Annotated in this window: 10 protein-coding genes; 6 read left to right on the plus strand and 4 right to left on the minus strand. The window is 66.4% G+C overall.

The features are described from left to right. Positions 1 to 31 precede the first annotated feature (31 nt). From carB to LGR44_RS00960, 3 genes are all read left to right on the plus strand, one after another. Entirely contained in the window at positions 32 to 3,502 is a 3,471-nt protein-coding gene (gene carB, locus LGR44_RS00950; RefSeq protein WP_226736264.1) for a carbamoyl-phosphate synthase large subunit, read from the plus strand. Positions 3,503 to 3,606: 104 nt separating this feature from the next. Further along, positions 3,607 to 4,080, plus strand: coding sequence for a transcription elongation factor GreA (gene greA / locus LGR44_RS00955; RefSeq protein ID WP_226737071.1), 474 nt, complete (start codon positions 3,607 to 3,609; stop codon positions 4,078 to 4,080). 34 nt (positions 4,081 to 4,114) lie between these two features. Next, positions 4,115 to 4,618, plus strand: coding sequence for a hypothetical protein (locus tag LGR44_RS00960; RefSeq protein ID WP_226736266.1), 504 nt, complete (start codon positions 4,115 to 4,117; stop codon positions 4,616 to 4,618). On the opposite strand, the gene LGR44_RS00965 is transcribed toward LGR44_RS00960, so the two are convergent. Then, the gene (locus LGR44_RS00965) at positions 4,608 to 5,138 is read right to left on the minus strand and encodes a GNAT family N-acetyltransferase (RefSeq protein WP_226736268.1); all 531 of its coding nucleotides are present in this window, start codon (positions 5,136 to 5,138) and stop codon (positions 4,608 to 4,610) included. The two genes, LGR44_RS00960 and LGR44_RS00965, sit on opposite strands and share 11 nt — an antisense overlap. 109 nt (positions 5,139 to 5,247) lie before the next feature. After that, entirely contained in the window at positions 5,248 to 5,733 is a 486-nt protein-coding gene (locus LGR44_RS00970) for an Lrp/AsnC family transcriptional regulator (protein ID WP_226736270.1), read from the minus strand. 118 nt (positions 5,734 to 5,851) lie between these two features. Between LGR44_RS00970 and LGR44_RS00975 the strand changes: the two genes are divergently transcribed. From LGR44_RS00975 to LGR44_RS00985, 3 genes are all read left to right on the plus strand, one after another. Continuing rightward, the gene (locus LGR44_RS00975; protein WP_226736271.1) at positions 5,852 to 6,880 is read left to right on the plus strand and encodes a mitochondrial fission ELM1 family protein; all 1,029 of its coding nucleotides are present in this window, start codon (positions 5,852 to 5,854) and stop codon (positions 6,878 to 6,880) included. Then, positions 6,880 to 7,842 carry a thioredoxin-disulfide reductase gene (trxB, locus tag LGR44_RS00980; RefSeq protein ID WP_226736273.1) on the plus strand — a complete coding sequence of 321 codons (963 nt, stop codon included), beginning with the start codon at positions 6,880 to 6,882 and terminating at the stop codon, positions 7,840 to 7,842. The genes LGR44_RS00975 and trxB overlap by 1 nt, the downstream gene beginning before the upstream one ends. Before the next feature lie 110 nt (positions 7,843 to 7,952). After that, positions 7,953 to 8,843, plus strand: coding sequence for a LysR family transcriptional regulator (locus tag LGR44_RS00985; protein ID WP_226736275.1), 891 nt, complete (start codon positions 7,953 to 7,955; stop codon positions 8,841 to 8,843). Positions 8,844 to 9,152: 309 nt separating this feature from the next. Here LGR44_RS00985 and LGR44_RS00990 read toward each other — a convergent pair whose 3' ends face one another. Continuing rightward, positions 9,153 to 10,874 (minus strand): AMP-binding protein, encoded by a 1,722-nt coding sequence (locus LGR44_RS00990; RefSeq protein WP_226736277.1) that lies wholly within the window; start codon positions 10,872 to 10,874, stop codon positions 9,153 to 9,155. Positions 10,875 to 11,029: 155 nt separating this feature from the next. Continuing rightward, positions 11,030 to 13,069: an elongation factor G gene (locus tag LGR44_RS00995; protein ID WP_226736278.1), complete on the minus strand. Its 2,040-nt coding sequence runs from the start codon at positions 13,067 to 13,069 to the stop codon at positions 11,030 to 11,032. Between the last annotated feature and the right edge of the window lie 72 nt (positions 13,070 to 13,141).

Here is a 13,141-nt window from a genome sequence, read left to right on the forward strand (position 1 = left end):
GCCGCGCGGCTGGACACGCCTGGGTGGCCATATGCCGAAGCGGACAGACATCTCTTCCATCCTCATCATCGGTGCCGGACCGATCATCATCGGTCAGGCCTGCGAGTTCGACTATTCGGGCACGCAGGCCGTCAAGGCACTGAAAGAAGAGGGCTACCGAGTCATCCTGGTGAACTCGAACCCTGCGACGATCATGACCGATCCGGATCTCGCGGACGCCACCTACGTGGAGCCCATCACCCCCGAGATCGTCGCCAAGATCATCGAGAAGGAGCGCCCCGATGCGCTCCTGCCCACCATGGGCGGCCAGACGGCGCTGAACTGCGCCCTGTCGCTCAAGAAGATGGGCGTGCTCGAGAAGTTCGGGGTCGAGATGATCGGCGCCACGGCCGAGGCCATCGACAAGGCGGAGGACCGCCAGCTCTTCCGCGAGGCCATGACCAAGATCGGCCTCGACACGCCGAAATCGCGCCTCGCCAACGCCTCGGCCCTCAAGAAGGCCGACCGGGACGCCTATCTCGCCGAGCTGGCCCGCTTGGAGGCCCTCGACGTCCATCCGGGCGACAAGAAGCGCATGATCGCCGCCTACGAGCTCAAGTGGAACGCGGGCGAGAACGAGCGCCGCAAGCGCTACCAGGAGCACGCCATGGGCGAGGCCCTGCTGGCGCTCGCCGAGGTTGGCCTGCCGGCCATCCTTCGCCCGTCCTTCACCATGGGCGGCACGGGCGGCGGCATCGCCTACAACCGCGAGGAGTTCCTCGACATCGTGGAGCGCGGCCTCGACGCCTCGCCCACCAACGAGGTGCTGATCGAGGAGAGCGTGCTCGGCTGGAAGGAGTACGAGATGGAGGTCGTCCGCGACAAGGCGGACAACTGCATCATCGTCTGCTCCATCGAGAACATCGACCCGATGGGCGTTCATACGGGCGACTCGATCACCGTGGCCCCGGCCCTGACGCTCACCGACAAGGAATACCAGATCATGCGCGACGCCTCGCTGGCGGTGCTGCGCGAGATCGGCGTCGAGACCGGCGGCTCGAACGTGCAGTTCGCGGTGAACCCCGAAAACGGCCGCATGATCGTGATCGAGATGAACCCGCGCGTGTCGCGCTCCTCGGCGCTGGCCTCCAAGGCGACGGGCTTCCCCATCGCCAAGGTCGCGGCCAAGCTCGCGGTGGGCTACACCCTCGACGAGATCGCCAACGACATCACGGGCGGCGCCACGCCGGCCTCCTTCGAGCCGACCATCGACTACGTGGTCACCAAGATCCCGCGCTTCGCCTTCGAGAAGTTCCCCGGCGCCGAGCCGACGCTCACCACCGCCATGAAGTCGGTGGGCGAGGCGATGGCCATCGGCCGCACCCTGCCGGAATCGCTCCAGAAGGCCCTGCGTTCGCTGGAAACCGGCCTCACCGGCCTCGACGAGATCGAGATCGAGGGTCTCGGCAAGGGCGACGACAAGAACGCCATCAAGGCGGCGCTGGGCACCCCGACCCCGGACCGGCTGCTGAAGGTCGCCCAGGCGCTGCGCCTCGGCATCAGCCACGACGAGGTCTACGAGAGCTGCAAGATCGACCGCTGGTTCCTGGAGCAGCTCCAGGCCGTCGTCGATTTGGAAGCCAAGGTGAAGGCCCATGGCCTGCCCCAGACCCCGGGCGCCTTCCGCCACCTCAAGGCGATGGGCTTCTCCGACGCCCGCCTCGCCGTCCTGGCCGGCAAGACCGAGGCCGAGGTGCGCGAACTGCGCCGGTCGCTCGCCGTGCGCCCGGTCTTCAAGCGCATCGACACCTGCGCGGCGGAGTTCGCCTCCCCCACCGCCTATATGTACTCGACCTATACGGCGCCCTTCGCGGGCCAGCCGGCGGACGAGGCCCAGCCGTCCGACGCCAAGAAGGTGATCATCCTCGGCGGCGGCCCGAACCGGATCGGCCAGGGCATCGAGTTCGACTATTGCTGCTGCCATGCCTGCTTCGCGCTCAAGGATGCGGGCTACGAGACCATCATGGTCAACTGCAACCCGGAGACGGTCTCGACCGATTACGACACCTCCGACCGGCTCTATTTCGAGCCGCTGACCCAGGAGGACGTGCTCGAAATCATCGAGACCGAGCGCTCCAGGGGCACCCTGCACGGCGTCATCGTCCAGTTCGGCGGCCAGACCCCGCTCAAGCTCGCCCGTGCCCTGGAAGAAGCCGAGGTACCCATCCTCGGCACCTCGCCGGACGCCATCGACCTGGCCGAGGACCGGGACCGGTTCAAGCGCCTGCTCGACAAGCTGCACCTGAAGCAGCCCAAGAACGGCATCGCCTATTCGGTGGAGCAGGCCCGCCTGATCGCCGCCGATCTCGGCCTGCCCTTCGTGGTGCGTCCCTCCTACGTGCTCGGCGGCCGCGCCATGGCGATCATCCGCGACGAGACCCAGTTCGAGGATTACCTGCTCGGCACCCTGCCCGGGCTCATCCCCTCCGACGTGAAGGCCCGCTACCCCAACGACAAGACGGGCCAGATCAACACGGTGCTGGGCCAGAACCCCCTCCTCTTCGACCGCTATCTCTCGGATGCGATCGAGGTGGACGTGGACTGCCTCGCCGACGGCAAGGACGTGTTCATCGCCGGAATCATGGAGCATATCGAGGAGGCGGGCATCCACTCGGGCGATTCCGCCTGCTCGCTGCCGCCCCGGTCGCTGTCGCCCGACATCCTGGCCGAGCTGGAGCGCCAGACGAAGGCGCTGGCGCTGGCCCTCGACGTAGGCGGCCTGATGAACGTGCAGTACGCCATCAAGGACGGCACGATCTACGTCCTGGAGGTGAACCCCCGCGCCTCGCGCACCATCCCGTTCGTGGCCAAGGTCATCGGCGAGCCCATCGCCAAGATCGCGGCCCGGGTCATGGCGGGCGAGAACCTCGCCAAGTTCGGCCTGACCCCGAAGGAGCTGCCCCATATCGGCGTGAAGGAGGCGGTCTTCCCCTTCGCCCGCTTCCCCGGCGTCGACGTGCTGCTTGGGCCGGAGATGCGCTCGACGGGCGAGGTCATCGGCCTCGACCGGGGCTTCGGGGTCGCTTTCGCCAAGAGCCAGCTCGGCTCCGGCACCCAGGTGCCGAAGACCGGCACCGTGTTCGTCTCCGTGCGCGACTCGGACAAGCCCCGCATCCTGCCCACCATCCAGATGCTGGAGGAAATCGGCTTCCAGATCGTGGCAACCGGGGGTACCCAGAAGTTTCTTGAGGAAAACGGCGTCAAGGCGACGCGGATCAACAAGGTGCTCGAAGGCCGCCCGCACGTGGTGGACGCCATCAAGAACGGCGACATCCAGCTGGTCTTCAACACCACCGAGGGAGCCGGCGCCCTCTCAGATTCTCGCTCCTTGAGACAGGCTGCCCTCTTGCATAAGATACCTTACTACACCACTCTTGCAGGAGCGATCGCCGCGGCCGAGGGCATCAAGGCCTATCTCGGCGGCGATCTCGAAGTCCGGGCGCTTCAGGACTATTTTGCCTGAGGCCCGGGCATAAATCGGAACTGCGAAGCTTCAAGGAAGTTTTCGTTGATATGCGAGGGCGCCGGAAACGGCGGCCTCGTACCTCTTTTTGGAAGAGACGAATGATGGACAAGGTCCCTCTGACGATCAAGGGTTTTGCGGCGCTCGAGGAAGAGCTCAAGCAGAGGCAACAGGTCGAGCGCCCCCGGATCATCCAGGCTATTGCTGAGGCTCGCGCGCTGGGCGACCTGTCGGAAAATGCCGAATACCATGCCGCTAAGGAAGCGCAGTCCCTCAACGAGGGCCGCATCCTCGAGCTGGAAAGCCTGATTTCGCGCGCCGAGATCATCGACATCTCGAAGCTTTCCGGCGACCGGATCAAGTTCGGCGCCACGGTCAAGCTCGTGGACGAGGATACGGAAGAGGAAAAGACCTACCAGATCGTCGGCGAGCCGGAGGCGGACGTGCATTCCGGCCGCGTCTCGGTCTCGTCGCCCATCGCCCGGGCCCTGATGGGCAAGACGATCGGCGATACGGTGGAGGTCGTCACTCCCGGCGGCGGCAAGTCCTACGAAGTCGTCGGCGTCCAGTTCGGCTAATCGGCAGCAGGGGGCAGCGATGAAGGATCACAGCATGTCTCCTCTGTCCCGCCGCTCGTTCCTGACGGGTCTCGCCTGTGCCGGCTTTGCCGGCGCAGGCCTTTCGGCTGCCCGGGCGCAGGCTTTCCCCCAGTATTTCTCGTCCTTCGCCGTGGATGTCGGCGTGCTCCGGGCCAAGGGCCTGGATGCCTTCGCGGATTTCGTCGGCGCGGCCGCGCTCGATGAGCTGCAGCGCTCCTTTGCCGACCGGGTCGATCCGCGCGGCCCGCGCCTCGTGGTCCGCCTGACCAACCTCTTCCTGACGAGCTCGCCCGATGGCGGCGGCGGTGGTCGCCGCTGGCGCGGAGCCGGCGGGGGAGCGGATTCGCTCGAAGGCGAGGCGCTGGCCGTCGGCCCGAGAGGAGAGATCATCGCGCGCCACCCGCAGCTCGCGGTTCTGGACGTGCGCACGAGCATCCTGACGCCCAACGAGCCCGGCCGGGCCGCCGCGGTGGCGCAGCACTACGTCCGCTGGCTGCGGCGACAGCTCATCGGCTAGGCCCTGCTGGGCCCGGCTGCGCATCCGACCGGCGCTCGCGCCGAAACAGGAAGCGCGCCATTTCCGGAACGAACCTGACCACCTCGAAACCGGCCTTTTCCAGAACACGACGCGAGCCGATGTTTTCCGGATGCGCGAAAGCCTTGATTTCCGGCAGGGCCAGGGTCCGGTCGGCCACATGGGTGCAGGCCGCCGTCAGCTCGCCGGCATATCCCCTGCCCCAGACGTCCGGGTGGAAATAGTAGCCGACCTCCACGCCCCAACCGGGCTCGAAGGGGTCGTTGTAGAGGCCGCCCCAGCCGACGAGGCGCCCCTCCCGCTTCGTCACGATGGTCCAGGGCGCAAAGCCGTCCCTGCGGCGGAACCACTCGTGCACGGCGATGCGGCGGCGGCATTGGCGGAGCGTCCGGTCGCAATGGGTGAACCGCATGGCCTGAGGATCCCCCAGGAACGCGAACAGAGCCGGCACGTCGGCCAGCTTCGGCCGCCGAAGCAGCAAATGCTCCGTTTCGAGGTCCAACGCGCTCCTCCGGGACGATCCTCGGCCTTCGCAGGCCGCAACTCACCGAATGCCGGTATACCTCACGGCACACGCCGCGGGGAGGCTTTCGGCCGGAGCTGTCCGGCTTCTATTCGGCGACTTCGGACACGTCTTCGATCGGCACCAAGGGCTCGTCCTTGATCAGGTCGAGAGTGAGCGCCGTGCGGACGTTGCGCACATTCGGCAGGGAGGTGAGTTCCGACACCAGTCCCTGGAAGGCGGCGAGATTGGGCGCCACGCATTTCATGATGAAGTCGATGTCGCCGGACAGGGTCCAGCATTCCCGGACCATGGACCAGCCCTTGATCCGCTCCTCGAACTCGCGGAGCTCCTTCTTGCCCTGGATGTCGAGCTGGACCATCGCGAAGCACACGATTTCGAAGCCCAGGCCCTTGGGGTCGAGCATGGCCCTGTAGGCCTTGATGATGCCGGCGCTTTCCAGCGCCCTCACACGGCGCAGGCATGGGGGGGCCGACAGGCCGACGCGACGGGCCAGCTCCACATTCGTGATGCTGCCATCGGCCTGCAGTTCCTTCAGGATGGCCCAGTCAATGGAATCGAGGCGTCCGCGCACGTTAACTCCGGGAAAGGCTCGTCTCGGCTGAGTAGACGGTGTAGAGGGTCTGCACAAGAAGGGCTGGCGATTAAGTCGCAACGAACTTCATGCACTCCACAGGCTCATTGATCAAATGTTGCGCAACAACTCAAGCCTGCCGATAGCCTCCGGCACGACCTGCTGGGTCCTGTCCGACGGCAAGGCCGGAGACGAGTTGCAGGCCCTGAGCGTATCCGAGGCCCTCGGCCTGGAGCCGGACATCCGCCGGGTGCGGCCCCGCGCGCCCTTCTCCTGGTTCATGCCCTGGGGGCCCATCGATCCCCGGGAGCGCCCGGGCACCCGCAACAGCCCTCTCGTCCCACCCTTTCCCGATCTGCTCATCGGGTCCGGCCGCCGCGCCGTGCCTTACCTGCGCTTCGTGAAGCGCGCCTCCGGCGGGCGAACCTACACGGTCTTCCTCAAGGATCCTCGCATCGGACCGAACGCCGCCGATTTCATCTGGTCGCCGAGCTACGACCGCCTGCGGGGCCCGAACATCCTCAACACGCTCACGCCGCCCCACCGGGTCTCGGCCGAGCGGCTCGAAGCGGCCCGCGCGAAGCCCGACCCGCGCCTGGCCGGCCTCCCCCACCCGCGCGTGGCGGTGCTCGTGGGGGGCGACAGCCGCCACCACCGCTTCACGGAAGGCGACATCGCCCGCCTCACGGAGCACCTCGCCACCCTGGCGGGAACGGGCGCCGGACTGATGATCACCGCCTCGCGACGGACCCCTCCCGCTCTTCGGGACGCCCTGATCGCTCTGGCGTCGCGCCATGGGGGCTTCTTCTGGGACGGGAGCGGCGAGAATCCCTTCGTGGCGCTTCTCGCCCTTGCGGAAGCGGTGGTGGCCACCGCGGATTCCTTCAACATGATCGGCGAGGCCGCGGCGACGGGCGTTCCCATCCTGGTCTTCGAACCCACGGGCGGGCATCCCAAGCTGAGGGTCTTCCTCGACGAGATGAAATCCCTTGGAGTTGTGCATCCTTTCGCGGGCCGACTTGAAGGCGAAGCCTATCCACCCTTAAATTCAACCCCTCGGATTGCGCGCGCCATCGCCGAAGGCCTAGGCCGCCATCGCCGCGCTCTCGGATTGCCTGACGCGGCTCTTTCACTGGAGAATTCTTGATGGCCCATACTCACGCCAAGCTCATCATCATCGGCTCTGGGCCGGCCGGCTACACCGCGGCGATCTATGCGGCCCGCGCCATGCTGGAGCCGGTCCTGATCTCCGGCTTCCAGCCGGGCGGACAGCTCATGATCACGACGGACGTGGAAAACTATCCGGGCTTCGCCGACGTGATCCAGGGCCCGTGGCTCATGGAGCAGATGCGCCTGCAGGCGGAGCATGTGGGCACCCGCATGGTTTCCGACCACATCACCAAGGTCGACCTGAAGCAGCGGCCCTTCCGCCTGGAGGCCGATTCCGGCGAGACCTACAGCTGCGATGCGCTCATCGTCGCGACCGGAGCCCAGGCCAAGTGGCTCGGCCTGCCCTCCGAGGCCCTGTTCCAGGGCTTCGGCGTCTCGGCCTGCGCCACCTGCGACGGCTTCTTCTTCCGCGGCAAGGAGGTCGTGGTGGTCGGCGGCGGCAACACCGCCGTCGAGGAGGCGCTCTACCTCTCCCATCTCGCCTCCAAGGTGACCCTGGTCCACCGCCGGGACTCCCTGCGGGCCGAGCGCATCCTGCAGGACCGCCTGCTGAACAATCCCAAGATCGAGGTCGTGTGGAACTCCGCCGTGGAGGAGATCTGCGGCAGCCAGAACCCTACCTCCGTCACCCATGTCCGGCTGAAGAACATCGTCTCCGGCGAGGTCTCGGAACTGAAGACCGACGGCGTCTTCATCGCCATCGGGCACAAGCCCTCGACGGAGCTCTTCGCCGGTCAGCTCGACATGAAGCAGGGCGGTTATCTGCTGACCAAGCCGGGCACGACGGAGACCAACGTTCCGGGCGTTTTCGCCGCGGGCGACGTGGCCGACGACGTCTACCGCCAGGCGGTGACGGCCGCCGGCATGGGCTGCATGGCGGCGCTGGAAACGGAACGCTACCTGGCGAGCCTGGAGGTGACGCAGCAGGCCGCCGAGTGAATTTCTCAACGATTGGTTAGCCTTCGGTCCGAATTCCTATTGCCTTCGGCCAGCGGCTTATAAGAGATAAGACGGTCCTCCCTCGCGGGACGGATCGTCAGGGGAATGCCGTGGACTGGGACAAAATCCGGATTTTCTATACGGTCGCGGAGGCTGGCAGCTTCACGCGCGCCGGTGACGATCTCGGGTTGAGCCAGTCCGCGGTCAGCCGCCAGATCAGCGCCCTCGAGCGCGAGCTGAGGGCTCCCCTCTTCCATCGCCATGCCAGAGGCCTCATCCTGACCGAGCAGGGCGACCTGCTGTTCCGGGCGGCCCGGGACATGCGGATGCGCCTGGAGACCACCAAGGCGCGCCTTGTGGAAACCAGCGAGCGGCCTTCCGGCGAGTTGAAGGTGACCACGACGGTCGGCCTCGGCTCGATCTGGCTCGCCCAGCGCATCGCCGAGTTCATGGACCTCTACCCGGACGTGCGGGTGCAGTTGCTCCTCAGCAACGAGGAGCTCGACCTCGCCATGCGCGAAGCCGACGTGGCGATCCGCCTGCGCCGTCCCGCGCAGCCGGACCTGATCCAGCGGCGCCTCTTCACCGTTCACTTCCACGTCTACGCGTCGAGCGACTATCTCAAGCGCTTCGGCGAGCCCAAGACGCTCGAGGAGCTCGACGAGCACCGCATCGTCTCCTTCGGCGGCGACCAGCCGTCCTACCTGATGGCGGTGCACTGGCTCTCGACCGCGGGACGCGAGGGACGGGAGCCGCGCCAGTATCACTACGTGGTCAACAACATCACGGCCCTGAAGATCGCCGTCGAGACGGGAGCCGGCATCGCCGTGCTGCCGGACTACGCGGTCGTCGGCAACCCGAACCTGACCCAGGTCCTGCGCGACGTGGAGATGCCCTCCCTCGACAGCTATCTGGTCTATGCCGAGGAGATGCGCTCCGTCGCCCGCGTGCAGGCCTTCCGCGACTTCCTCATCACCAAGGCCCAGCGCTGGACCTTCTGACAGCCGGAATCGGCGCAAGCTCGACAGTCGCAGATCATGTCGTCTCTGTGACCGAAGCCATGCAGATGTTGCAGCCCTTTCATGAGGCATGTTGCATTGCAAACGGGCCGAATGCCTTCAATATAAGCCTCGGCTGATTTCAACGCGGCATCGCTTTTCTTCCTCCCGGCGATGTCGTGTCGGCCGTTCCCTCTGGAAGGTTTTGACTTATTTGTCGGACCTCTACTTTAGCCGGGCCCTGGGCCCGGCTTTTTTTTGCCCGTTCGCGGACGGAGCGAATTGTCCTTCCGGGTGCGGCGGGACGTCGTCTCACGACGACTGCGTGACCTCGTCCTTGAGCACGCGCCGCAGAACCTTGCCGACATTGGTCTTGGGCAGCGTCTCGCGGAACTCGACCCGCCGCGGCACCTTGTAGGGCGTCAGGTTCTCGCGGCAGAACTGGCGCAGTTCGTCCGCGCTCAGGGACGGATCCTTGCGGACCACGTAGGCGACCACGACCTCCCCGCCGTTGCTGTCCGGCAGACCGATGACGGCAGCCTCGGTCACCTGGGGGTGCTGGACGAGAATGTCCTCGACCTCGTTCGGATAGACGTTGAAGCCGGAGACCAGGATCATGTCCTTCATGCGGTCGACGATCTTCACCTCGCCATGGGGCAGAATCACCGCCACGTCTCCGGTGCGGAAGTAGCCGTCCTGCGTCATCACCTTCGCGGTCTCGTCGGGACGCTGCCAATAGCCGGCCATGACCTGCGGGCCCTTCACGCACAGCTCGCCCCTTTCGCCGAAGGGCAGCGGCGCTCCGTCCTGGGAGCGGATCGACACGTCCGTGGAGGGAAGCGGGTAGCCGATGGTGCCGGTGAACTCCTCGATGTCCAGGCGGTTGGCGCAGACCACGGGCGAGGTCTCGGACAGGCCGTATCCTTCCACGATGGGCTGCCCGGTCACCGCCTTCCACTTCTTCGCCACGACGGCCTGGGTGGCCATGCCGCCGGACACGGCGAAGACGAGTTGCGAGAAATCCACCTCCTCGATTCCGGGCGCGTTCGCCAGGGCGTTGTAGAGGGTGTTGACGCCCGACATCAGGGTGATGCGGCTCGACTTGAGGATCTTCACGAAACCGGGGATGTCGCGCGGGTTCGCGATGAGCAGCTGACACCCGCCGATCCGGGTCATCAGCAGGGCGCAGACCGTCAGGCCGAAGATGTGGTAGAGCGGAAGCGCCGTGACCATCACGTGATCGGTGCGCTCGCCGAAGAACGGGCGCATCCAGGCCTCGCACTGGAGCACGTTCGCGGTCACGTTCCGGTGCAGCAGGATTGCCCCTTTGGAGACGCCGGTGGTCCCGCCGGTATACTGCAGGAAGGCGATGTCGTCGGGCGTCACCGCCACCGGTTTCGGGGGCTGCTTCGCCCCCTGCGCGACGACCGATCTGAAAGCGACGGCCGCTGGAAGGCTGAAGGGCTTGACGGCCTTCTTCACGTGCCGCGACACGATGTTGATGATCGAGCCTTTGAGGCCCAGCAGGTCGCCGGGCTTGACCACGACGAGCCGGTCGAGCTTCACGTCGTTCAGGGCTTCCTGCACCGTGGCGCCGAAATTCTCGAGCACGAACAGCGCCCGCGCGCCGGAATCCTGCAGCTGATGGGTCAGTTCGCGCGGCGTGTAGAGCGGATTGACGTTCACGACCGTGCAGCCGGCGATCAGGATCCCGAAGAGGACGGCCGGATAGGCCATCACGTTCGGCATCATGATCGCGACCCGGTCGCCCTTCCCCATTCCCTGGGCCTGGAGCCAGGAGGCGACCGCATCGGCGGTTCGCCCCAGCTCCGCATAGGTCATGCGCTTGCCGAAGCTTTCGGCGGCGTTTCGCGACCCATAGGCCGACACGCCTTCACGGAAGATGTCGACCAGGGTGCCGGTCCGCTCGACGTCGATGGTTTGGGGAACCTGGGCCGGATAGGAGCTCAACCAGGGCCGGGCCGCATACTGCCCGGCTGCGCCGGAATGTTCCGCCGTGTTGGGGGCGTTCATCGTGTTCCTCCGCTTCGTGGCGAGGTTGCTTTGGGAGATGGCGTCTCCGTCAAAGCTAAACTTGACGCGGAAGAGCACGTTTGTCGATGGGATAGTTTAGACCTGAACGATCGGAATGCTCCGACCGTTCAGGTTCTTACCGGAATTCTCGCGGCTCAGTGCGTCTTCTGCAGGATCTGCTCGGCAGGCCTGCCGCTGAGTTCCGCCATGTGGTCGAAGCGGGTCGAGAAGGTTCCCACGCCGGCCGTGACGGACCGCAGCTCCACGATGAGATCGCCGATCTCCGCCTCCGGAATGGTGGCGCTGATCACGTCCCATCCCTCCCAGCCGGGCCTGGCATTGTAGCCGAGAATCTGCCCCCGCCGGGCGGTGACGAGGCCCGTGGCCTTGGAAAGAGCCTCGGTCGGAATCGCGATCTCGGCCGAGAGCACGGGCTCCAGCAGCACGGGCTTCGCCTTGGGCAGCGCCTCCGCCAGGGCGAGCTTCGCCGCCGCCTGGAATGCCGCATCCGACGAATCCACCGTGTGGTAGGAGCCGTCCGTCAGCGTCACGGCGAGATCCACCACGGGGAAGCCGAGGGGACCACACTTGATCGCATCCCTGACGCCGGTCTCGACGGAAGGGATGTATTGGCGGGGCACCACGCCGCCCGTGATCCTGTCGTGGAAGGCGAAGCCCTCGCCCCGCGGCAGCGGACCGATCTCGATCATGACGTCGCCGAACTGACCGTGGCCGCCGGTCTGCTTCCGATGCCGGCCGCGCGCTGCGGCGTTGGAGCGGATCGTCTCGCGATAGGCGACCTGGGGCTTGCCGGTCTCGACACCGACCTGGAAGCGCGAGGCGAGCCGCTTCACGGCCACCCGCAGGTGCATCTCCCCCTGCCCGAGAAGGCGGATCTCGCCCATGTCGGGACGGGTTTCGACCACGAGGGACGGATCCTCCTCGGTGATCTTCGCAAGCGCGCTGGAGAGGCGGACATCGTCCTTGCGGTCCTTCACCTTGAGGGCCACCGCATAGACGGGCTCGGGCGGCGCGATCGACAGGATCGCCTCCGGGCGGGACTTTCCGGCCGCGAAGGCATCGCCGGTTGCGATGGCTTCCAGCCGTCCGAAACCGAGCGTATCTCCGGGCTTGGCCTCCGAAATACGGCTTGTGCCTGTTCCCACCATCGCCAGAAGGCTGCCGATGCGGGCCTCCGTTCCCCGCGAGCCGACGACGGTATCGCCTTCATGGAAGGCGCCGCGCAGGACCCGGGCCAGGGAGAGCTTTCCGCCCTGCCCCAGATGCATGGTCTTCATGACCTGCGCCAGGGGCGCGCCGTCCTCGGGAACGCCGAGCCGCACCCGCGTCTCCTCCAGGGTCGGCGCCTCGTGCCGGAGCGCCTTCAGGAGCCGCGTGACCCCGTTGCCGCGCTCGGCCGAGCCGATGAGCACGGGCACCACATGCCGGTCCCGCAACTCGCGGGCCAGATCGTCGAAAACACGGTCGCGCGGAGGCTCGATCTCGGAGATCAGATCCTCCATGAGGGCATCGTCGTAATCCGCGAGACGTTCGAGCATGGAAAAGCGCGCCTCGCGCTCCCGCGCGGCCTCGTCGCCGGGCAGGTCCACGATCTCGCTCGGGGCATGTTCGCGGTAGATGAAGGCGCGCTCCAGGGCGAGGTCGATGAACCCGACGGCGATGCCGTCCTTCCAGAGCGGGATCTGCCGCAGGAGCAGCGGCGTGCGCGACGCCTTCTGCAGCAACGCGAGGGTCTCGCGGACGCGCCGGGTCGCGGAATCGATCTTGTTGATGAACAGGAAACGGGGAATGTCGGCCTCTTCCAGCTCCCGCAGGATGATCTGCAGGGCCGGGATCTTGCGCTCGTCGGCCTCGCACACCACCACGGCCGCATCGCAGACCGGCGTGATGTTGCGCATCTCGTGCATGAATTCCATGGAGCCGGGACAATCGACGAAGGTCATCTTCTCGCCGAGGAACTCGACCGTCGCCGTGTTCGGCTCGGTGCTCATGCCGTGGGCGCGGGCTTCTGCGCTCGCGTCGCCGACGGTGTCCCCGTCTGCGACCCGGCCCGCCCGGCCGATCGCGCCGGTTCGCTCCAGGATCGCCTCAAGGAGTGAGGTCTTGCCGCTCTGAAATGGGCCGACGATGGCAATGCATCGCGGGCCCGCCGCTCCTCTGCCGTTGGGTGCCATGAGAGTCTCCTTCCCTGCCCCCGTCAGCGCGCTCTTGCCGGTCGCGTTGATGTGATGCTCTGCCTGTCATGC

It is taken from the genome of Microvirga lenta (assembly GCF_020532555.1).
In the GTDB taxonomy this organism is placed as follows: Bacteria; Pseudomonadota; Alphaproteobacteria; order Rhizobiales; family Beijerinckiaceae; genus Microvirga; species Microvirga lenta.